The sequence below is a fragment of the Agrobacterium sp. SORGH_AS 787 genome (genome assembly GCF_030819035.1).
GTDB lineage: Bacteria > Pseudomonadota > Alphaproteobacteria > Rhizobiales > Rhizobiaceae > Agrobacterium > Agrobacterium larrymoorei_B.
In genome coordinates this window covers 383,183-404,308 of the sequence record NZ_JAUTBG010000002.1, presented here as the reverse complement: position 1 = coordinate 404,308, position 21,126 = coordinate 383,183, and the positions used below count along the sequence as shown (strand labels likewise).

General features: G+C 59.3%; 16 protein-coding genes. 7 read left to right on the top strand and 9 right to left on the bottom strand.

Translation table 11 applies throughout. The annotated features are described in order from the left end of the window. The first annotated feature begins 118 nt into the window (after positions 1-118). Positions 119-1,114, top strand: coding sequence for a KpsF/GutQ family sugar-phosphate isomerase (locus QE435_RS11460; RefSeq protein ID WP_349041440.1), 996 nt, complete (start codon positions 119-121; stop codon positions 1,112-1,114). On the opposite strand, the gene QE435_RS11455 is transcribed toward QE435_RS11460, so the two are convergent. Further along, positions 1,111-2,082: a DMT family transporter gene (locus tag QE435_RS11455; RefSeq protein WP_349041439.1), complete on the bottom strand. Its 972-nt coding sequence runs from the start codon at positions 2,080-2,082 to the stop codon at positions 1,111-1,113. The genes QE435_RS11460 and QE435_RS11455 overlap by 4 nt on opposite strands. Before the next feature lie 62 nt (positions 2,083-2,144). Here QE435_RS11455 and QE435_RS11450 point away from each other — a divergent pair, with 62 nt between their 5' ends. Further along, positions 2,145-2,747: a TetR family transcriptional regulator C-terminal domain-containing protein gene (locus tag QE435_RS11450; RefSeq protein ID WP_349041438.1), complete on the top strand. Its 603-nt coding sequence runs from the start codon at positions 2,145-2,147 to the stop codon at positions 2,745-2,747. 188 nt (positions 2,748-2,935) lie between these two features. Here the strand turns inward: QE435_RS11450 and QE435_RS11445 are convergent, their stop codons facing one another. The 6 genes from QE435_RS11445 to QE435_RS11420 form a co-directional block, all read right to left on the bottom strand. Then, positions 2,936-3,394: an NfeD family protein gene (locus QE435_RS11445; RefSeq protein WP_349041437.1), complete on the bottom strand. Its 459-nt coding sequence runs from the start codon at positions 3,392-3,394 to the stop codon at positions 2,936-2,938. A gap of 1 nt (position 3,395) precedes the next feature. Further along, positions 3,396-4,451 carry an SPFH domain-containing protein gene (locus tag QE435_RS11440; RefSeq protein ID WP_349041436.1) on the bottom strand — a complete coding sequence of 352 codons (1,056 nt, stop codon included), beginning with the start codon at positions 4,449-4,451 and terminating at the stop codon, positions 3,396-3,398. A gap of 46 nt (positions 4,452-4,497) precedes the next feature. Continuing rightward, positions 4,498-5,547, bottom strand: a complete 1,050-nt coding sequence (gene hemH / locus QE435_RS11435; RefSeq protein WP_349041435.1) for a ferrochelatase — start codon at positions 5,545-5,547, stop codon at positions 4,498-4,500. 499 nt (positions 5,548-6,046) lie between these two features. Next, a complete protein-coding gene (locus tag QE435_RS11430; protein WP_349041434.1) occupies positions 6,047-8,059 on the bottom strand; it encodes a 5'-nucleotidase C-terminal domain-containing protein in 2,013 nt (670 codons plus the stop codon). A gap of 210 nt (positions 8,060-8,269) precedes the next feature. Beyond that, positions 8,270-8,638: an outer membrane lipoprotein Omp10 gene (omp10, locus tag QE435_RS11425; protein ID WP_306934217.1), complete on the bottom strand. Its 369-nt coding sequence runs from the start codon at positions 8,636-8,638 to the stop codon at positions 8,270-8,272. A 202-nt stretch (positions 8,639-8,840) separates the two neighbouring features. After that, on the bottom strand, positions 8,841-10,283 hold the full coding sequence (locus QE435_RS11420) for a homospermidine synthase (protein WP_349041433.1): 1,443 nt from the start codon (positions 10,281-10,283) through the stop codon (positions 8,841-8,843). A 241-nt stretch (positions 10,284-10,524) separates the two neighbouring features. Here QE435_RS11420 and QE435_RS11415 point away from each other — a divergent pair, with 241 nt between their 5' ends. Continuing rightward, positions 10,525-11,433 carry a diguanylate cyclase gene (locus QE435_RS11415; RefSeq protein ID WP_349042845.1) on the top strand — a complete coding sequence of 303 codons (909 nt, stop codon included), beginning with the start codon at positions 10,525-10,527 and terminating at the stop codon, positions 11,431-11,433. A gap of 109 nt (positions 11,434-11,542) precedes the next feature. Continuing rightward, on the top strand, positions 11,543-11,800 hold the full coding sequence (locus QE435_RS11410; protein WP_349041432.1) for a DUF333 domain-containing protein: 258 nt from the start codon (positions 11,543-11,545) through the stop codon (positions 11,798-11,800). A 63-nt stretch (positions 11,801-11,863) separates the two neighbouring features. Here QE435_RS11410 and QE435_RS11405 read toward each other — a convergent pair whose 3' ends face one another. Both QE435_RS11405 and QE435_RS11400 read right to left on the bottom strand, forming a co-directional pair. Next, the gene (locus QE435_RS11405; RefSeq protein ID WP_349042844.1) at positions 11,864-12,499 is read right to left on the bottom strand and encodes an aminotransferase class IV family protein; all 636 of its coding nucleotides are present in this window, start codon (positions 12,497-12,499) and stop codon (positions 11,864-11,866) included. A gap of 96 nt (positions 12,500-12,595) precedes the next feature. Beyond that, complete coding sequence (locus tag QE435_RS11400; RefSeq protein ID WP_349041431.1) at positions 12,596-14,446, bottom strand: M3 family oligoendopeptidase; 1,851 nt, start codon at positions 14,444-14,446, stop codon at positions 12,596-12,598. Positions 14,447-14,616: 170 nt separating this feature from the next. Here QE435_RS11400 and QE435_RS11395 point away from each other — a divergent pair, with 170 nt between their 5' ends. The 3 genes from QE435_RS11395 (at position 14,617) to QE435_RS11385 (ending at position 21,122) form a co-directional block, all read left to right on the top strand. Beyond that, positions 14,617-16,164: a sigma-54 dependent transcriptional regulator gene (locus tag QE435_RS11395; protein ID WP_349041430.1), complete on the top strand. Its 1,548-nt coding sequence runs from the start codon at positions 14,617-14,619 to the stop codon at positions 16,162-16,164. Positions 16,165-16,491: 327 nt separating this feature from the next. After that, the gene (locus QE435_RS11390) at positions 16,492-18,255 is read left to right on the top strand and encodes a DUF882 domain-containing protein (protein ID WP_349041429.1); all 1,764 of its coding nucleotides are present in this window, start codon (positions 16,492-16,494) and stop codon (positions 18,253-18,255) included. A 662-nt stretch (positions 18,256-18,917) separates the two neighbouring features. Beyond that, entirely contained in the window at positions 18,918-21,122 is a 2,205-nt protein-coding gene (locus QE435_RS11385) for an ice nucleation-like protein (RefSeq protein ID WP_349041428.1), read from the top strand. Positions 21,123-21,126: the final 4 nt, after the last annotated feature.

The following is a 21,126-nucleotide window of genomic DNA, read 5'->3' as shown; positions in this document are numbered from 1 at the left end:
AGGTAAAATCGCATGGTTAATATCTGGTTGATTACGCGGTCTCTTTCGGCTCTCAGGCAGAGGCGAGAGCGGATTTCGGCAATGGACAGGCAAACTCGAAAAGAGTAACAGTCCCGCCATGACCACGAGATCTGCTGCCCTGACCGAAAACAACGCCATCGAGTCTGCGCTCAGAACCGTTTCGATCGAGCGGAACGGGCTGGCGGCGCTGGAGACTGCGCTTGCCGGTGAGCTCGGCGACGCCTTTGCCAAAGCCGTCGATGTGATCGGCAACATCACCGGGCGTCTGATCATCACGGGTGTTGGCAAGAGCGGCCATATCGGTGCTAAGCTTGCGGCCACCTTTGCCTCCACCGGCACGCCCGCCTTCTTCGTGCATGCGGCGGAGGCTAATCATGGCGATCTGGGCATGATCGGCGGCAATGATGCGGTGCTGGCGATTTCCAAGAGTGGAGAGAGTGCCGAGCTTCGCAGCATCATCAATTACACCCGCCGCTTCGCCATTCCGTTGATCGCGCTGACCTGCGCCAAGGGTGGATCCCTGGCCAAGGCCTCCGATATCGTCCTTCTGATTCCGGATGAGGAAGAAGCCTGCCCACACCGGCTGGCGCCCACCACGTCCACCTTGATGCAGCTTGCCGTTGGCGATGCGCTCGCGATTGCCCTGCTAGAAGCCCGCAAGTTTACCGCAGGCGATTTCCGCGTGTTCCATCCGGGTGGAAAACTCGGTGCCAGCCTGACCCTCGTCGGCGATATCATGCATACCGGCGAGCGTTTGCCCCTTGTCGCGCAGGGCACGCCGGTGGCGGATGCCATCCGGGTGCTGGCGCAGAAGCTTTTCGGCTGCGTTGCTGTGCTCGATGAGGACGGACGCCTTTGTGGTATCGTCACCGAGGGCGACATGGCGCGCAATCTCACGCGCAATCTCGCCGAGTTGAGGGTGGACGACATCATGACGCGGACGCCGAAGACCGTGACGAAAGAGGTCTTGGCGACAGCGGCTTTGGCGACGCTGGAAAAGCATCATATCGGCGCGCTGATCGTCATCGATGGAGAGAAGCGGCCGATCGGCCTCGTTCACTTCCACGATCTGCTTCGCATCGGCGTCGCCTAATTACACATTATCGCGGACTTACGTCTGTTGCCATACAGAGTGAGCAGAAGACCCGCCGCGACGCTCAGCGTCGCGCCTATCATGGTGTGGAGGGTGGGCACATCCCCAAACATCATGAAGCCGAGAATGCTGACCCAGACGAGGCTTTGATATTCCAAAGGTGCCAACACGGACGCCGGTGCAAAGCGATAGCCTTCGAAGAACAACATCTGCGCCAGCAATATCTCGATCCCGAGAACGGCGAACATGCCGATTTCGAACCAGCTTGCCGGCATGGTCCAGTCCATCAGCAGGCCGCTGACCAGACAAAAGACGCAACCCGTCGTCAGCAACTGCGCCTGCGTGCTTTCTCTCGTCACGGCCTTGCGGGTGTAGACAACTGCAAGAGCCCAGAAAATGCCGGACGCAAAGGCAAGCACGGTCGGAGCGAGGTTGAGGGAGCCAGCTGGATTGGCGGCTATCACCGTGCCGATCATGCCTATGACAACCGCTGCCCAGCTTGCCCTTCCCACCTTTTCGCCGAGGATCGGTATGGAGAGGACGACGATGATCAGTGGTGCTGCGGCGTAAATCGTCGTGACCTGGCCAAGCGGCATAAGCTTGGCTGCCGCAAAGAAACAGAAAGTGCAGGCGACTTGGAACAGCGCCCTTAACGCTGTCGCCCACTTATAGGGGCTCACGATGACCTCACGGCACGCGGCTGGCTTTACCACGACGGTGGCAAACACCGTCACGACGCTGCGGATGAAGATGAGTTGCCATATGCCGAACAGGTCTCCCATCCACTTCATGGTGGCATAGTGCAGGGAGTACATCATGTAGCAGCCGCAAACCAGAATGATGCCCAGTGCTGTTTTCTCGCGGCTGGTCACCGCTGGCGTCGCGGAGTTTTCTTCGCGCAAATGCAGACATGGAGGTGCGGCAGGACCCTCGCAGGAGGTGATGGGTATGATGGTTTCATTTGACATTGGCTGGCCACAAACCCCTTAATGCCTCAGTGTGAATCAGATAGTAGACCGGTCGTCTAGTAATGGCACGAGAAAATGCGACACGACACAAGCTTATTTGCGAAGGGCTGAAAGGCCTGATTGCGCATGGCTATGAGGGGGTGGGTATCGGGCCGATCCTTGCCAGTGTGGATGTGCCCAAGGGCTCCTTCTATCACTTCTTCAAAAGCAAGGACGATTTCGTCGGCGCAATCATCGGGTATTACGCCGAGATTTGGGATGGGCGCCGCAACGACATTTTTGCCGATGCGAGGCGAAGCCCGCTGGAGCGGCTCGATGCCTATCTTGAGGTGCTGGAAGAGAAGCTCCGCGAAGAGCATCCAGCAGGCGGTTGTCTGCTCGGCACGTTGGGACAGACCATTTCAGGCCGAAGCGCCATGCTGCGTGCGAAACTCGCTGAGGCTTACCGTGCCTGGGAAAGCAGCGTCGCGCGTCTCCTTCAGGAGGCGGAGAAGGCCGGAGAGTTGAGGGCGGGCGTCGATCCGCAAATGGCTGCGATTGAACTGATCGACGCTTATGAAGGTGCGATCATCCGCGTCAAGCTGAACGACGATCTGGAAGCCTTTGCTCGTTTTCGAAAACTTGCGCTTGCGAAATTGGGGCGTAGCGGCGGTGAGCAGGTCTGAAGCCTAAAGCGCCGCGCGTTCTATTGGACGCACACCGCTTTAGACTTTTGAATCTCCGCATCGTGCTTTGCGAAAATCGAGTGCGATTTTCGGGCCGATGCTTCAGACCCACCCAAGGGCGGTGGACCGACTGTCATCGATCTGGTTCATCGTCTTGATGGCTCAACTTCTTTGAGCGTTTCCGGCGCTTACGCCTTCTCGACAGTCAAAGTGCGGCCATGAGCCGAGGCGATGCGCACCCGCGTGCCGGCGGGCTGGTCGGCGCCTTGCACCGGCCACCAGGTGTCATCCAGGCGAATGCGACCGCGGCCTTCGGTGATCGGTTCCTGAAGGGTCGCCGTGCGGCCGACGAGGCTTGCTTCGCGTTGATTGAGGAAGGGCTCGTCGGTTGCCGCGCGCTTGCGGTCATAGTAGCGGCGACCGGCAATGGCGAAAACCACGGAGAGTGCTGCAAAGAGCAGAAGCTGGATCTGCCATCCCCAGACGCTCGCATCCCAAAGCGCCAGAGACAGCGCGCCGACCACAAGGGCCGCCGCACCGATCCAGATCAGGAAGACGCCGGGGGCCGCCAGTTCCGCCACCAGCAGGATGGCGGCCAGCAGCCACCAGCTCCAGGGACCGAGATCGGCGACGAGTGTCTGGATCATGTCACTTATCCGTCCGGGCAGCGAATGGGTTGGGCACGGTTACGTTGATCGCCTGGCCGCTTGGGCGGCTGGATGGCGGAACGGAGGAACGGCTTGCCGTGCTGCGTGGCGCGGAAGGCGGCGTGGTGCCGTCACTGTCCTTGCCGAAGACCTCGCGGGCAATCGCGCCAATGCCGCCGAGCGATCCGATCAGCGAGGAGGCTTCCATCGGCATCAGCACGATCTTGGAATTGGTCGCCTTGCCGATATCGGCCAGCGCCTCGGTGTATTTCTGGGCGATGAAGTAGTTGATGGCGTGGATGTCGCCAGCGGCAATTGCTTCGGAGACCATGCGGGTTGCATTGGCTTCGGCCTCTGCCAGACGCTCGCGTGCCTCGGCATCGCGGAAGGCCGCTTCGCGCTGGCCTTCGGCCTCGAGGATGGCCGATTGCTTGGCTCCTTCGGCACGCAGGATCTGTGCGTTACGCGAACCTTCGGCTTCCAGAACCTGGGCGCGCTTCTCGCGCTCGGCCTTCATCTGGCGGGCCATGGAGGCGACGAGATCCTTGGGCGGCGCGATATCCTTGATTTCGATGCGCGTCACCTTGATGCCCCAAGGGCCGACGGCTTCGTCGACGACGCGCAGCAGGCGATCATTGATCGCATCACGGTTGGAAAGAAGCTCGTCGAGATCCATCGAGCCCATGACGGAACGGATGTTGGTCATGGTCAGGTTCTGGATGGCGAATTCCAGATTGGCGATCTGATAAGCGGCCTGGGCGGCATTCAGCACCTGGTAGAAGGCCACCGCATCGGCTGAGACGCTGGCATTGTCCTTGGTGATGACTTCCTGCGTGGGGATATCGAGCACCTGCTCCATCACATTCATCCGCGCGCCGATGCGCTCGATGAAGGGCGTGATGATGTTGAGGCCGGGCTCCAGCGTGCGGGTGTAGCGCCCGAAGCGCTCCACCGTATAGCGGTAGCCCTGCGGCACGGTCTTGATACCGGCAACCAGCGTCAGGATAACAAGAATGACTGCCGCTATGACAAAAATATCGAAACCGCTCAAATCCATTCCTCATCTCTTCTGTTCGGCAAGCCTGGCAGAAAACACGGCCTTATCAGACCCAGCCCTGCAACTCCTTGCGCACAACTTTTTCGAGAACCCGCATACCATCCGCACTATCGTTGAGGCAAGGAATATGGGTGAACTTCTCGCCTCCGTGGTGCAGGAAGCTCTCGCCCGCTTCACCGGCAATTTCTTCCAGCGTCTCAAGACAATCCGAAACGAAGCCCGGGTTCATCACGGCAATGCGCTTCACGCCTTCGCTTGCCAGCTTTTCCACCGTCTTGTCGGTATAGGGCTGCAGCCATTCTTCCGGCCCGAAGCGCGACTGGAAGGCGATGATGAAGCGGTCCTTCTCAAGCCCGAGTTTCTCGCGCAGCAGGCGGCCGGTCTTCATGCATTGGCAGTGATAGGGATCGCCCTTCTTGAAGTAGGATTGCGGAATGCCGTGGAAGGACGCGATCAGCTTTTCCGGCTCCCAGTCCAGCGTCGCCAGATGGGCTTTCACCGAACTCGCCAGCGCATCGATATAGGTTTCGTCATCGTGATAGGGCGGCACGGTGCGAAGCGCGGGCTGCCAGCGCATCTTCATCAGATGCTCGAACGCCTTGTCGTTGACGGTGGCGGTGGTCGCGGCCGCATATTGCGGATAGAGCGGGAAGAGAAGGATCTTCTCGCAACCCTGTTCTTTCAGCGCATCGATCTTGGACGCGATCGAGGGCTGGCCATAGCGCATGCCCCAATCGACGACCACATTCGGCAGGTCGGTGAGGGCCTGCGCCATGAGGTCGGACTGGTTGCGCGTATAGGTGCGCAGATAGCTTTCGTTCTTCTCGTGGTTCCAGATTTCCTCATAAGCCTTGCCGACCTTCTGCGGGCGCTTGTTCAGCACGATGCCGTAGAGGATCGGATACCAGAAGAGGCGCGACCATTCGATCACGCGCTTGTCGCTCAAAAACTCCGCGAGGTAGCGGCGCATGGACTTGTAATCCGTGCCATCCGGCGTGCCGAGATTGACGAGAAGAACGCCGACCTTGCCGAAGGAGACCGTCGGATGGTCCTTGGGAAGGTGGCTTGCGGGGAAGGCGGTGATATCTGCGGCCATTAACTTGTCCTGAATTCTCATGAATCGCGGAAGACTACGTCCGCGCGCGCATCTTGGATCAATATGTAATGCATCACTGCCCTGATCTGAATTGATTTTTGACAAAGGCTACGCGGCATTTGAGCGCGTTAGGGGTGGTTGAAGGTCTTACGGATGGTTGCGGGGGCCAAGACGCGGGTCCTGCCATCGTCCGTCGCTCGCACGCCGTTGAAAAGATGGATCCTCGGGTCAAGCCCGAGGATGACGGCAGAGAGGTCTTTGCTGTTGGAGATCCACAAGCAGCCAATCGACGATTTAACGCTTCCAGGAAGGGTGCCTGCTTCGCCAACCTCGCTGACGGGTCTCCGACCTCTCCTCCGCGTCATCCTCGGGCTCGACCCGAGGATCCATCTTTTCAACGGCTTATGGGTGGTTGTGCCATCCTCAGACGGATCCTACGGAAGTCCGAAAGCCGGCCCGCAAGGCGAACCGGCTTCCTATTGTCATTCTCGCATCAATATCAGTTGGCCGGAATGGTCAGTTCTTCGCCGATCTCGATATGGTTCGGGCGACGCAGTTCGTTGGCTTCGGCGATCTTCTTCCACTCGATGCCGTTGCCATATTTCTCCTCGGCAATCTTCCACAGCGAGTCGCCCTTGGTGACGACATACTTGGCCGCCGCGGTGGCGGCTGCCGGTGCTGATGGCGTTGTGGTGGAGGGAGCAGCCGGAGTTGCAGGCGCCGGAGTGGCCGGTGCTGGCGCGGAAGGCGCTGGCGTGGCGGGAGCCGGTGTCGCAGGGGCTGGCGTTGCAGGTGCTGGAGCGGCAGGCGCCGGTGCAGCAGGAGCCTGAGCGGTGGTTGCCGGAGCGGGTGCTGCCGGTGCCGGTGCGGCGGGCTGCTTTGGCGGGGCGACGTAACCGGCAGGCGTTGCGTCTACGATACGGCCATCGGTGTAGGGCTTGTAAGGGCTGTGCGCGCCGATATAGGCGGCGACCGCATCTTCCAGGCTTGGTCCGAAGTCATAAGGGTTGATCGCCTTGGTGGCGAAGGTCTTGAAGCCGTCGCCGCCGGTGCGGGTGTAGTTGTTGGTCACGACGCCGTAGGTCTTTTCCGGGTCGAGCTTGACGAAGGTGTCGCCTTCCTTGACCTCGACGGAGACGATACGGCTTCCGGCTGGCTTGGAGCGGTCGAAGGTGTATTTCAGGCCGGACGCCTGGACGAAGCGGCCTGCACCTTCCTCGATCTGGCTTGCGCCGTTTTCGAGCGCGGCGAGAAGGTCGGAGCCCTTGATCTGGAAGGTGGCGATGGAGTTCTGGAAGGGCAGCACCGTCAGAACTTCACCCATGGTCACCGGGCCAGCATCGATGGAGGCGCGAAGACCGCCGCCGTTCTGGATGGCGATGGTGATGCCCTGATCCTTCACGCGGTCGAGCAGCGCGTCGGCAACGAGGTTGCCCATGGAGCATTCCTTGGCGCGGCAGACCTCGCGCGAGCCATCGATCGGGGCTTCGCTGACGCCGATTTCCTTCTTCTTCATTTCTTCCAGCGGTGCGGCAAGTTCCGCCACGCGCTTGTTGAAGCCTTCATCCTGCGCCACGGCGGAATCCAGCAGCTTCGGCGCGCCGGTTGCGGACTTCACCACGCCATTGTCGTCGAAAGTGACCGTCAGATCGCCGAGATATTTGGAGTAGGCATAAGCGGTCACGACCGGAACATCGACGCCGGACGGATTTTTGACCAGCGTCGGGTAGGGGCCAGCGGCCTTCGGGTCGGTACTGGAAAGCAGCGTGTGGCTATGGCCGCCGACGATCACGTCGATGCCATCCACTTCCCTTGCGATTTCCTGATCGCGCACATAGCCGACATGCGAGAGCAGCACGATCTTGTTGACGCCCTGGTCCTGAAGCTCCTTCACCGCGCCCTTGAGGTAGGCGACCTCATCTTCGAAGGACACCTTGTCGCCAGGAGAAGAGGTTTCCCCCGTATCGGTGGCAAGAACGGACACCACGCCGACCTTCTGGCCGCCGATCTCCTTGACGACATAGCCCTTGAACTTGTCTTTCAGCTCGGAGCCGTCGGCAATCTTGGTGTTTCCGGAAATGATCGGGAACTTGGCGGCGTTGATCAGCTTCAGAAGCTCGGCCGGGCCATCATCGAACTCATGGTTGCCGATTGCCATGGCATCGAAGCCGATACCGTTCATGAATTCGGCGACCGGGCCGCTCTTGTACTGCGTGTAGAAGAGCGAGCCCTGAAACTCGTCGCCGGCATCGAGAACGAGGATATTGGCGTTCGGCCCAAGCTCGGCGCGGCGCGCATCGATTGCGCCCTTCACGCGGGCGATACCGCCGAAGCATTCCTTCTTCTCCGTCTCGGCAGCCGAGCAGGTGGAATCATATTTGTTGATCGGCTCGATGCGGGAATGAAGATCGTTGATATGCAGGATGTTGAGTTGATAATCGGCAAGTGCGGCGCCTGCCGAAAGAGCGACCACGGATGCGGTCATCAGGCCAAATCTCAAAATCCTGTTCATCAGTCTCTCTCCTGTTGATGTCTTGCTTTTCGTTTCAGACCGTCAATAGCCATAGGTAATTCAAGACTGTGACAGCCATTCGAAGGCATGTTTCCATCTTGAGGCATCTGCCGCAAGTAGAATTGTTGTGGTGGAGACACAATAAAAAACGCGCGCTACACGCGCGCGTTGAATAAGAGATCGCTCTGCTTTCGGATCAAGCCCTACGGCTCAGCCCTGACGATTGAGCGTGAACTGGCTGTTGGTATCGGTCGTGCAGTTCAACTGACCGGGGGAGATCAAGGCGCAATTGACGCGCGACTGGGTGTTGCGCACCAGCGAGGTCATGTTGATCTCGTAAAGGGTGGGGGAGATCGCCACATAGGTTCCGGATGCCAACAGCGTGTTGGTGTCGGAGGAACGGGTGGAGAAGGAACCGTTCTGGAAGGTGGAGACGATGCCGTTACGATCGATCCAGCGGCCATCCACGGCGGGGCGCTGCGAAATCGACGGCATGGGCCGCACGGGGCTGGATGCTGGAGCACAAGAAGAAACGGCAACTGCAGCCAACAGCAAGGCAACACTTGTCTTGAAATGCATTATTCTTATCTCCTGCGATTCTTCAGCCAATGGTTCCAATGGTTAATGACCATGGCGCGAGTTCCGATTTATTGCAAGCGAACGACAGGCGATACACACCGGTTCCGACATCGCACCACAAAACCGCAAACGTGGCAAAACTGCATCAATGCGCGTGTCGCAAAGGGCTCAGATGAAAGCTGAGCCCTTGGTTTGACCCGGTTTAGCGCACCAGAATGTTGCGGAACTGCCAGGGGTCGTCCTTGTCGATATCGTCCGGGAAGAAGCCGGGACGACCTTGCAGCGGTGTCCAGTCGGTATAATGGCCTTCGACCGGGCCGAGATAGGGCGTCTGGATTTCCAGGCACCGGCGGTAATCCATCTCGTCGGCTTCGACGATGCCGGCCTGCGGGTTCTCCAGCGCCCAGACCATTCCGGCCAGAACCGCGGAGCTCACCTGAAGGCCGGTCGCATTCTGGTTGGGAGCAAGATTGCGGGCCTCTTCTAGCGTCAGGCGCGAGCCATACCAATAGGCGTTCTTGTCGTGGCCGTAGAGCAGGACGCCGAGTTCGTCCGCGCCATCCACCAGTTCTTCTTCCGTCAGCACATGCTGCACGCTTTGCGCCTGTCCGCCATTGCCGAACATTTCATAGAGCGACAGAACCGCGTCGTTGCAGGGGTGATAGGCATAGTGACAGGTGGGGCGGAAGGCGACCTTGTCATCCTCGTCCCGCACGGTGAAGTAATCGGCAATCGAAATCGCTTCGTTATGGGTGACGAGCAGACCATATTGCGCGCCATGCGTCGGACACCAAGTGCGCACGCGGGTATCGGCACCCGGCTGCTCCAGATAGATGGCGGCCTTTGAGCCCTTCTTGTGCTTCTTGGCGTTTTTTGGCTTCCACTTTTCATGGGTGCCCCAGCCAAGTTCGGCGGGCTGCAAGCCTTCGGCGATGAAGCCTTCCACCGACCATGTGTTCCAGAAGGTGCCGAAGGGCTTGGGTTCGCGGGCGCGTTGCGTGTCGCGTTCTGCCACATGCACGCCTTTGACGCCGAGGCTCTGCATCAGCTTCGCCCAGCCCTCGCGGTCGCCGGCCTTTGGCTCCTCGATCTTAACGCCCATATCACTCGCCAGATTGACCAGCGCCTGCTTGACGAACCAGGAGACCATGCCGGGATTGGCGCCGCAGGTGGAAACCGCCGTCGTGCCGCCGGGGTGTTTTTCCTTGGCTTTCAACATGGTCTGGCGCAGCCGGTAATTGGTGCGGGCGGCGTTGTCGGCCTTGTCGTCGAAGTAAAAGCCCAGCCATGGTTCGACGACGGTGTCGATATAGAGCACATCATGCTTGCGGCAGAGCTTCATCAGATCGACGGAGGACGCATCCACCGACAGGTTGACGCAGAAGCCGCCTTTTCCGCCTTCGATCAGCGGCGTCATCACGTCCTTATAATTATCCCTGGTCAGATGGGTGCGGATGTGGCGGATGTCTTTCTCAGCCAGATAATCGGCGATGTCCTCGCGCGGGTCGATGACCACAAGTTTGGCCCGGTCGAAGGTAAAGTGCCTTTCGATCAGCGGAAGCGTGCCACGGCCGATGGAGCCAAAACCGATCATGATGATGGGGCCGTTGATCTCCCCGTAGATCGGGTATGCTGCTTCCGTCATTTCAATTCCCTTCGTGAACCACGGTAAAAACCAGATTATCCATTCGTATCAATAAAGTACAACCACATGACGCGAATATGAAGCACATCTTCATTCTCTCCTTACTATGGAGAATGATGCATCCTTTCTCGCAATCGCAATTTTGACACCAGCCTATATAATCATCCGCTCAATAAGCGGCCATGAGGGACGCTGGCCGGATTTCAGGTGGCGAATGTTCCGTCATGATGAACAGTCTTACATGGGCAGTCTTCTGGAGCGGGTAGCGGCGTTGCAAGACATAACGCCCGTTCTGATCGCGCTCTACGATACGCAAGACCGCGTTCGTTATGCCAACCGCGCCTTTCGCGAAGCCTTCCATCTTTCCGAAGACAGCTTCCCCACATGGGCCGAAATCATCCGTTTGAATTATCAGAACCGTCAAGGCCTGATCATCAACACGCGGGATTTCGAGGCCTGGCTTCTCTCTGCCCAATCCCGGCGCGGCAAGCAGGCTTTTCGCGGGCTTGAACTCGACATGCATGATGGGCGCTGGATCTGGATGACGGAGACGGTGGAGACTGACGGCTGGATGCTGTGCGTCGGCACAGACATCACCGCCCTTCGTCAGAACGAGCGACGCCTGCGGCAGGATCGCGACCTTGCGCTGCGCGCTGCGCAGACCGATGAGTTGACCGGAACCTCCAATCGCCGCTTCGTTTTCGCCCGGCTCGCGGATCATGCCGAAAACGTCGACAAGGACATCGAAACGCCCTTCGGTATCTGCATCATCGATATCGATCTCTTCAAGGCGATCAACGACCGCTTCGGTCATCAGGGTGGCGATGCGGTGCTGCGTGACTTCGTCAAGCTTGCCCACTCGACCATTCGCCGGCCGGATTATTTTGGCCGTGTCGGCGGCGAAGAGTTCATGCTCGTGATGCCACGAACGGGGCTGGAGGAATGCGCCGCGATCGTCGGTCGCATTCTAGAAAAAGCGGCAGAGTCACGACCCTTCGCCGACCACCCCGAATTTTCCTATAGCTGTTCCGCCGGCATTGCGCTCTACAAGGCGGGTGAGGGCAGCAACGAACTTTACCACCGTGCCGACCGTGCGCTTTATCTGGCCAAGCAGAATGGCCGCGCCCGGCTGGAGTGGATTGTCAATTAGCTAGAAGAATTAAAGTCTTTTCTAAATCAGTGGCTTAGTCATAGATCGGTCCATATTGACGTGATATTCCCGAATGCCGCATCAGCGGTCATTCAAGAGGGAAAATGTAATGAAAACGATATTGGTCTCAATTTCCATCAGTGCAACGATTTTCGCCCTTGGTTCGAGCGCAATGGCTATGAGCAATCCTGCTTCAGATTTCTGCGCGAAGATGGGTGGCCGCTCCGTCAATGCCACATTGTCCTCCGGTGACGAAATCGGTTTGTGCTACCTGACGAAAAACAAGATCGTTGAGGAATGGACATTGTTCCGTATGTTCGACGGCAAGGTTCCGCCGAAGTCGAAGAACCCCTTCCGCGCCAAATGAGAGTGAGGGTTCAGGGATCGTCGACCGGGCCTTATTCAGATTCGGTCGATCATCCTGCTCGAATTAGACCAGTTCTGCCGGCACCAACCCGTGCAGCGAATTGCCGACAAAAATCTTTCGGCCTTTCAAGTCCTCCGGCTTCAGCGCCTGTCCGCGCGCCTTGCGTTTGCGGATGAGATCGGCACGAAGGACGCCGGGCAGAATGCCGCTGTCGAGCGGCGGCGTCAGCAACTGGCCATCGAGGCCTTCGACGAAGAGGCTGGTGACGGAGCCTTCGCAGATTTCGCCGCGCTCGTTGAGAAGCAAGACCTCGTCGGCCTCCTTGGGTGAAAACTCAGCGCGCGCGGCATCATAGGGTTCGCGCCGCGAGGATTTGTGCCGGTAGAATGTGTCGCTGGAATCGAGCCTGGTCTTTTCCGCGATCTTCAGCCGCCATACCGCATCCGGCGCGAGCGGCTTAAAGGGCTCGGCGGCTATCTCCAGATCGCCCTTGTAGTTCATCACCAAGGCGACCTTCATCGGGCCGTCGCCGTTCACGGTGGTCTTCAAGGCAGAGGCCGGGTCGTTTGGGGCCCGAAATCCCAGCGCATCGGCAGACCGCAGCAGACGGCGCAGATGCTGTTCCAACCGTTGGAAGCCGCTTTGCGGCTCCCATCGCAATGTTTCCCTCAAGGTAAGGTCTGCGGGCTTGCGCTTCATGCTCATGGTCCGTCTTCTGCATCTGTTCCGACGGGATATAAAAACCGGCGAAGCTTGTCCGAAATGGGAGCGTCGCCGATTTTTGTTGTCACCGCCTCATTTTGACGGCGCGTCGAGGGCTTCCAACTCGTCGATCAGACCTTCGATCATCGACAGGCCCTTGCTCCAGAAGGATGGATCGGTCGCATCGAGGCCGAAGGGTTTCAAAAGCTCCGAATGATGCTTGGTGCCGCCGGCTTTCAGCAGATCGAAGTACTTCTCCTGAAAGCCCTCGTCGGCATTCTGATAGACGGCATAGAGCGAGTTCACCAGGCAGTCGCCAAAGGCATAGGCATAGACATAGAAGGGCGAGTGGATGAAGTGGGGGATATAGGTCCACCACGTCTCATAGCCTTCCGAAATGCGGATCGCGGGCCCGAGGCTTTCCTCCTGCACCGAAAGCCACAATTCGCCGATCTGTTCGGATGTCAGTTCGCCGTCTTTGCGGGCGGTGTGAACCTTGCGCTCGAATTCGTAGAAGGCGATCTGGCGAACGACGGTGTTGATCATGTCTTCCACCTTGCGCGCCAGCATGGCCTTGCGCTCACGCGGATCGGTGGTGGCTTCCAGCAGTTTTCGGAAGGTCAGCATCTCGCCGAAGACCGAGGCCGTCTCGGCAAGGGTCAGCGGCGTGGCGCACATCAGCGCACCCTGCTCACCGGCCAGAACCTGGTGCACACCGTGACCAAGCTCATGGGCAAGCGTCATGACGTCGCGCGGCTTGCCGAGATAATTGACCAGAACATAAGGGTGCGCGGAGGGCACGGTCGGATGGGCGAAGGCGCCGGGTGCCTTGCCGGGGCGGGCTGGCGCATCGATCCACTCCTCATCGAAGAAGCGGCGAGCGATATCGGCCATTTCCGGGGCAAAGGCGCCATAGGCAGAGAGCACCATATCCTTTGCTTCACCCCAGGGGATGATGGCGTTGGACGTGTCCGGGAGCGGCGCGTTGCGATCCCAGTAGTTCATCTGCTCCATGCCAAGCCAGTTCGCCTTCATCTTGTAATAGCGATGCGACAAGCGCGGATAGGCCTCGCGCACGGCAGCGGCCAGCGCATCGACCACGTCTCGTTCAACGCGGTTCGCCAGATGCCGGCTGTCGGCAATGTCTTCGAACTTGCGCCAGCGGTCGGAGAGTTCCTTGTCCTTGGCGAGCGTGTTGGTGATGAGCGTGAAGACGCGTAAGTTTTCCTTAAAGGTTGCGCTGAGTGCGTCGGCTGCCTTGCGGCGCGTTTCCGGGTCCGGCTCCTGCAGCATGTTGAGCGTCGGTTCGAGGGCCAAGCTTTCGCCGTCGATCTCGAAGCGCAGCTCGGTCATCGTCTCGTCGAAGAGGCGGTTGAAGGCAGCCGCACTCGTCATGGATTTTTCGAGGAACAGCTGCTCCAGGCTGTCATCCAGCTGATGCGGCTTGTCCTTGCGCAGGTCCACGAGCCACGGCTTGTAATGGGCGGCAAGCGCATCCCTTTCAAACGCGGCGTCGATCAGCGCATCGTCGATGCGGTTCAGTTCCAGCGGGAAGAACAGCAGGTGCGACGCGATATCGGTGAGTTTGGCCTGCGCATCGCCGTAAAGCTTGCCGTTGGCGGGGTTGGAGGTATCGGAAAAATAGGTGAGGCCCGCAAAGGAGCCGATGCGGCCGAGAATATCGTCCAGCGCTTCATATTCCTTGAGTGCCGCACCGATGCCCTCGTCGCCCGAACGGCTGGCGGCAGCTTCGAGCTTGCCCTTCCATTTCGTCTCGAATGCCTTGGCGTCCGTCTCCGCTTTCTTCAGGTCGCCTTTGTATTCGGCGGAATCGACTGAGGGGTAAAGATCGGAGAGTTTCCAGACCGGCAGATCGCCAAGGGCAGCACTTGCGCCTTCGGCAGGAGAGAAAGCGGGCGTGGGGGTCGATGTCTTCAAGGTCATGAAACGCGTCCTTTTTGTCTTCGCATCGAAGCATATGGGTGCCTCTGTTTCCCGCGGCAATGCTTAAAATGCAAGCAATTCTCAAAACCCGATGTTGAAGTCTTGCGTGGCAAAGTCGAGCCAAGGAGCCTGCATGAGGCAGGTTCATATACCGGAAACCGGAGCTCGAAATGACCGTCCACGTTCTCATTGTCGAAGATGATCCCGTCCAGCGCCGTGTGCTGAAACAGACCGTCGAGCAGAATGGGCATGCGTGCCTGTTGGCCGAGAGCGGTAAGGCGGGCCTTGGGCTTTTGAAAACACGCGGGGCCGAGATCGGCGTCGTCATCATCGATCTGACGATGCGGGAACTCGACGGTCTCTCCTTCATTCAAGCGGTTCACGATCTCGGTCTGGATATTCCCGTTGTCGTTCAAACAGGGCAGGGCGGCATCGACGTCGTGGTCGAAGCCATGCGGGCGGGTGCTTTCGATTTCATCGTCAAGCCGGTTACGGCGGAGCGTCTTGGAACGGCGATTGCCGGAGCGCTGAAATCCGACGAGCCAAAGGGCCGCGCCCTTCGGCGCATGCGCCATCAGCCGGTTGGATTGGCCGATATCGTTTCGGCCAGTCCTGCCATGGCACGCGTACTGGATCTGGCAAAGCGCGCCAGCCACTCCACCATTCCCGTGGTGCTGGAAGGTGAGGCAGGTGTCGGCAAGGAGATGATCGCGCGCGCCATCCATGCGGGCAGCGACCGGGCGACAAAGCCCTTCGTCATCTTGAATTGCAGCGCGATTGCCCCCGAACTGATCGAGAGCACGCTGTTTGGCGGGAAGGCCGCAGACGGCGATGATGCTGGCGAGCGCCAGCAGGCCAAGGTCCTGGAGGCCGATGGCGGGACGCTCTTTATCGATGAGCTTGGCGACCTACCGCTTGAGGTGCAGGTGAGGCTTCTGCGCGCTGTCCAGAGCGGTGAGGTCGAGGCATCCGGATCGGCCAAAAGACGCAAGGTCAATGTGCGGCTGATTTCCGCTACCGCCAAGAACCTGATCGAAGAGGTGAAGGAAGGTCGCTTCCGCGAAGATCTCTATTACCGGCTCAACGTCTTCCCCATCACCATTCCGGCTTTGCGTCGCCGCAAGGAAGATATTCCTTTCCTCGCGCGCGCCTTTGTCGAGCGCTTCTTCATCGAGCAGAAATTGCCGTCGACGGTTGGTGTCAGTGCTGCCGCGCTTGCATTGCTGACTGCCTATGACTGGCCGGGGAATGTCCGTCAGCTGGAAAATGCTGTCTTCCGTGCAGCCGTTCTGGCGCAGGGCCGTGAGCTGGCGCCGAGCGACTTCGTCCAGATCGCGACACAGGTTCCGGGCTTCGAGGGCGATGCGCGAGACAGAGGTACCCATGGTTCAGATCGATCCGTGACCGCCGCCGCGCCTTCGCTTGTGGAGGTCAAGGCATCTGAGGCACCGGTGACGCATATGGCTGCGAGCGAGGAGGCAGACGTGGCAGGTGATGGCATTTTCCCCGGTGGCAGCCTGATTGCCAGCACGGATGAAACAGGCAATGTGCGCACCATTGCTGAGATCGAAGAAGAACTGATCCGGTTTGCGCTGCGATTCTACCGCGGGCAGATGAGCCAGGTTGCCCGAAAACTCGGTATTGGACGCTCCACGCTCTACCGGAAGTTGAAGGATTATGGCATTGATCCCGATAATCCGATGGAGGACGCGGCTTAAGCGTCGCTACGGAGGCCTATATTAGCCGTTGGCATTTTTGTTAACCCCTGAGCAAGGATATTCCCTTACGCTTCATAAACCTCTTGTTAGTTATCTGTTCACTATGTAGAGGAAGGTTGTATGTGTGTGGCAAATTTGCCATCGTGTCACCGTAATTGAGGTTCAAGTGGGACAATGTGACAAATTGTCTGCCAGGCGGGGATCGAATTGCCATATCTGAATCGGAATAACGCGCTTGCGGGCAAGTCTGCGCGCGGCTTGATCAAAGATATATGCACGAAGCTGTCGGCACGCGTTGTCACCGTTGCGTGCCTGATCCTAGCCGCAATGCCCATCTTCAGCGTTTCAGCGACGGAAGCCGCCGCCGAGACACGCAGTTTGAAGCTCTATTATATCCACACCAAAGAAAAAGCCGTCATCACATTCAAGAGAAACGGCAAGTACGATCAGAAGGGCTTGCAGGAACTCAATCGCTTCCTGCGCGACTGGCGCCGCAACCAGCCCACCAAGATGGATCCGCGCCTTTTCGATCTGGTCTGGGAAGTGTATCGCCGCTCCGGTGCCACCGAGTATATCAACGTCGTTTCCGCTTTCCGCTCGCCTGAGACCAATGGCATGCTGCGTTCGCGCACCAAGGGTGTTGCCAAGCACAGCCAGCACACGCTCGGCAAGGCGATGGACTTTTTCATTCCCGGCGTGAAGCTCGCCCGCTTGCGTGAAATCGGCATGCAGATGCAGATCGGCGGCGTCGGCTTCTACCCGACATCCGGCTCGCCCTTCGTCCATATGGATGTTGGCAATGTCCGTGCGTGGCCGCGCATGAGCCGCCAGGAACTCGTTCGCATCTTCCCGAATGGCAACACCATTCACCTGCCTGCCGACGGCAAGCCGCTGCCGGGTTACGACCAGGCTCTGGCCGATTACAAGAAGCGCGTCAGCTCCTCGTCCATTCAGGTTGCCAGCACGGCTGGTTCGGGACCTGCGACATCCTCCTCCGGTGGCAAGCGCAAGACGCTTCTTGCAGCCCTCTTTGGCGGTGGCGACGAGGACGAGGATTCCGAAGAAATCGCAACACCCGCCCCTGCCGGTCGTTCGCCAGCTCCTGCTCCTGTAGCGGAAGAGGCGGAAGAAGCCCCGGTCGCGGTGGCCTCTGCGGCGCCCGTGCCGAGTGCCGTCAATGCGCCGCTGCCGACCGCACGCCCGGCCTTCCGTGGCGAAGAAGCTTCGACTGGCCTTGCGACGGCGCTTTATTCGCCAGGTCGCAATGCTGCGCAGGATGCGCTCCAGGCTGCGACCACGCCGACACCGACAGCCGCACCGGCTGAACAGAAGTTTGCCGATCTGGCTGAAGTCTCCGTTCCCGTTCCGACCCTTCTCGGACCGCGCGGTATGCGTGGCGATGCTCAGGGCTCGGTCATGACGGCATCGCTCGATTCTGAAAACGCCCCAGCCGATGCGCTGCTCGCCCATGTGCCGGTTCCGGCCAACCGTCCTGCTGTTGCCGAAGCCCTGCTTGCCTCGGCCAATACCGATATCGAGGGCCAGGATGATGAAGCCGACAGCCAGGCATCGCTCTCTCCGACGGTGATTGCCGCGCTTGAGCAGAGTGGACAGGATGCACGCTCTGCCGTGACCGCCGCTGCGATGCCCTCGGCTGCGCCGTTCCCGTCTTCGGTTGCTGCCTATGCCGCACCGACACCGGTTGAAGCGCCGCGCCAAGTTGCCAAGCTTGATCCGATGGCGACGCCGAAGGCCGAGACCTTTGGTGACGAGTTCGATCCGAAGCCCGCAGCTTCCAGCACGAGTGGCCTCACTGCCGGCCTGCCGACCAAGGGCGGTCGCCCAAGCAAGCAGGATGCCGTCGTATCGCAGCAGGCCATGGTCAGCGGTGGACGCCTGACGCAGGAAGCGATTTCCGATTGGGCGCTCAGCCAGAACAAGGGTGCAACTGTCCGTGCGGTCAAGGCACCACGGGTCAGCAACCGCATGCTGAGCCATGATATGTCTGCCTCTGCGGCCAATGCCACCTTCCGCCAGGGTGCAAAGGCGATCGACTCCAGCCGATTCAGCTCGCCGATCAGAATGCCTTAATCAGCCTCTGCAGCGCATAAGATAAATGAACGGCCCGGAAATCGACATCGATTTTCGGGTCGTTTGTTTTTGCAGGCACTCTGAGATTTGGCATTTTGGCAGCGTTGCTCTTCAGGCGACCACGCTGTGTGTCACCAAAGCGCCGGGCGTCCTACTGGACGCACAAAGGACGCTCTCCCATTTTGAATTGACGCATCGTGCTTTGCGAAAATCGGGTCCGCCATGCGGGCCCCGATGCTGTAGAGAGTCGTCCACGGAGAGGGCGCCTCAGGCGATTGGGACAATGTCTGTTCCTTCCCGAAGCGTGCGCGGAGCTTTCGTCAGCCACGCTGTCACCTTGACGGGCTTTGACGGCGCTGTTAACGCTTTCTTCATTGCTTTGTTTGTCGCGGCGAAAGTTATGCGTGTATCGCCGCACGTCATTTGTTTTAGGTCGCGCAAAGGCAGTGGTCTTGAGAGACGCTGCACGCATGAAGCTCTTTCAATGCGCCGGTTCTGACGAACCATGTCCCTGATGAATTCCGTGTTCCTGTGTCGATAAAAGACGCGCCGTAAGGCCGTTTTCAATCTCGTCTCAACGCTCTTTCCTTCTGTCTCGGGCACGAAGCGCGTTGAGGCTGGTTCGTCGTCACATGGGCATGCCACTCGACGGTATACGCGCCATGACCACGATTTCCTTGCTCGCCACACGCCAGATCGCCATGCTCTCCACCGCCGTGATTGCCGGGTTGACGAGCGCCGATGTCGACGCGCTGAGCACCGCGCAGATCAAGGCGCTGACCAGCAGCCAGATCGGTGCGCTGAAGACCTCGGTGATTTCGTCGCTCTCCTCCGGTGATGTCGGCGCGATCGCACCGAAGTCGATTATCGGTCTGACCCTTTCGCAATTGCAAGCCATCGGCACGACGCAGGTATCGGGACTGACGACAGCGCAAGTCGCATCGCTCTACAGCAGCCAGATCGATGGACTGTCCAGCGCATTGATCGAAGCGCTGGACGCAAAGCAGGTGGGTGCCTTGAGCAGCGCGCAACTGGCAACGCTCTCTTCTGCCGAGATCAATAGTTTTACGAGTGATGAGCTTGCCGCCATCAAGAAAGCCAACATGGGCGGATTGTCGAGCGCTGCCATTGCCGGGCTCTCGACGACCAAGCTTGCCGCCTTGACGCCTGTACAGCTTGCGGCTTTCAGCTCGTCCCAAATGAGCGCCTTGAGTAGTGCACAGTTCGCGGCACTGACACCGGCTCAGATGGGTGCCTTGACACCGAAGCAGATCGCCGGGCTATCGACCGACGTCCTTCATAATCTCAGTTCCTCGCAGGTTTCCGGCCTGACAACGCGGCAGATGTCGGCGCTTACCCCCACGCAGTTCGATGCGCTGAGCAGTGCCGGATTGACCGCACTCGGCACGCAGCAGGTGGCCGGTTTGACGGCCGCACAGGCCGCAACGCTGACGGCCGCAGAACTCAACAGCTTCTCGGCAGATGAGATTGCGGCGATCAAGAAGAACGCGGTCGCGGGCATCAGCACGGCTGCAATTGCAGGCCTTGCCACGAGCCTGGTCCCGGCCATCACCACGGCGCAGATCGCTGCTCTTACCTCTACCCAGTTGAAGGCCCTGACCGCCGCGCAGCTTGCAACGCTTTCGACCGGACAGATCGCTGCCCTCAAACCGGAACAGATCGCCAGCCTGACGACCGACGCGATCGCCGCCTTGAATGATGCGACCCTTTCGGCGCTGACCACGCGCCAGATCTCCGCGCTGACCACTGCGCAGTTCGATGCGCTGAGCTCCGACGATATTGCGCAGCTTAACGAAAGTCAGGTCGCCGGACTGACCTCTGCCCAACTTGCCACGCTCTCCTCCGCGGAGATCAACCGCTTTACCGCGGCAGAAATCGCCGCGCTGAAGAAGGGTGCTTTGATAGGACTGTCGACGGCTGCAATGTCTAATCTCTCCACCACTTTGGTGGCGGCCATGACGACGGCTCAGATCTCAGCCTTGAGTTCTTCGCAGTTTCAGGCGCTGACGTCATCCCAGATTTCGTCTCTGACTGCCGCGCAGATCTCCGCACTCAAACCACAGCAGATCGCCAATCTGTCAACCGCGGTGATCGCTGGTCTGAGCGACGCAACCCTTTCGGCGCTGACCACACGCCAGATCGGCGCACTGACGACGGCACAGTTCCAGTCCCTCGACAGCGCTGATATCGCACTCCTCAATGCAACGCAGGTGGCGGGATTGACCTCGGCGCAGCTATCCACCCTTTCTGCCGATGAACTCAACAGCTTCACCACGACGGAGATCGCGAGCCTGAAGAAGAACGTGTTGAGCGGCCTGCCGACGGCGACGATTGCCGGTCTCTCGACGAACCTCTTGTCCGCGATGACCACGAGCCAGATCGCTGCTCTTTCGAGCGCACAGATCAATGCCTTGACCTCTACCCAGCTCTCAGCGCTGACGCCCAGCCAGTTTGGCGCGCTCTCCAGCAGCCAGATCGCCACGCTTTCCACTGCCACCATCGCCAATCTCGGCACGGCGACACTTGCCGGCATGAGCACCCGGCAGATTGCGTCCTTGACGACCGTACAGTCCGATGCGCTGAGCTCAGCCGGTATCGCAGCCCTGACCGAAACCCAGGTCGCGGCGCTCAACAGCAAGCAGTTGGCAACGCTCTCCGGTGCTGAACTCAACAGCTTCACCACCGCGGAAATCGCCGCTATCAAGAAGAGTGCAATCACCGGGCTCAGCACGAGTGCCCTCAGCGGCCTCGACGCCAGCCACCGCTCTGCCTTTTCGTCCAATCAGATGGACGGCATGAGCACCGCGCAAGTCAATATCGTGATTGCCGCCTACCAGAGTGTGTGATTGA

Coding starts and splice junctions, on each gene's coding strand:
- omp10 (WP_306934217.1), bottom strand. CDS start 8,638: ATGCATTTCAAGACAAGTGTTGCCTTGCTGTTGGCTGCAGTTGCCGTT.
- hemH (WP_349041435.1), bottom strand. CDS start 5,547: ATGGCCGCAGATATCACCGCCTTCCCCGCAAGCCACCTTCCCAAGGAC.
- QE435_RS11385 (WP_349041428.1), top strand. CDS start 18,918: ATGACCACGATTTCCTTGCTCGCCACACGCCAGATCGCCATGCTCTCC.
- QE435_RS11445 (WP_349041437.1), bottom strand. CDS start 3,394: ATGATCCAGACACTCGTCGCCGATCTCGGTCCCTGGAGCTGGTGGCTG.
- QE435_RS11390 (WP_349041429.1), top strand. CDS start 16,492: ATGCCCATCTTCAGCGTTTCAGCGACGGAAGCCGCCGCCGAGACACGC.
- QE435_RS11395 (WP_349041430.1), top strand. CDS start 14,617: ATGACCGTCCACGTTCTCATTGTCGAAGATGATCCCGTCCAGCGCCGT.
- QE435_RS11430 (WP_349041434.1), bottom strand. CDS start 8,059: ATGAACAGGATTTTGAGATTTGGCCTGATGACCGCATCCGTGGTCGCT.
- QE435_RS11450 (WP_349041438.1), top strand. CDS start 2,145: ATGGCACGAGAAAATGCGACACGACACAAGCTTATTTGCGAAGGGCTG.
- QE435_RS11415 (WP_349042845.1), top strand. CDS start 10,525: ATGGGCAGTCTTCTGGAGCGGGTAGCGGCGTTGCAAGACATAACGCCC.
- QE435_RS11440 (WP_349041436.1), bottom strand. CDS start 4,451: ATGGATTTGAGCGGTTTCGATATTTTTGTCATAGCGGCAGTCATTCTT.
- QE435_RS11455 (WP_349041439.1), bottom strand. CDS start 2,082: ATGTCAAATGAAACCATCATACCCATCACCTCCTGCGAGGGTCCTGCC.
- QE435_RS11400 (WP_349041431.1), bottom strand. CDS start 14,446: ATGACCTTGAAGACATCGACCCCCACGCCCGCTTTCTCTCCTGCCGAA.
- QE435_RS11410 (WP_349041432.1), top strand. CDS start 11,543: ATGAAAACGATATTGGTCTCAATTTCCATCAGTGCAACGATTTTCGCC.
- QE435_RS11405 (WP_349042844.1), bottom strand. CDS start 12,499: ATGAAGCGCAAGCCCGCAGACCTTACCTTGAGGGAAACATTGCGATGG.
- QE435_RS11460 (WP_349041440.1), top strand. CDS start 119: ATGACCACGAGATCTGCTGCCCTGACCGAAAACAACGCCATCGAGTCT.
- QE435_RS11420 (WP_349041433.1), bottom strand. CDS start 10,283: ATGACGGAAGCAGCATACCCGATCTACGGGGAGATCAACGGCCCCATC.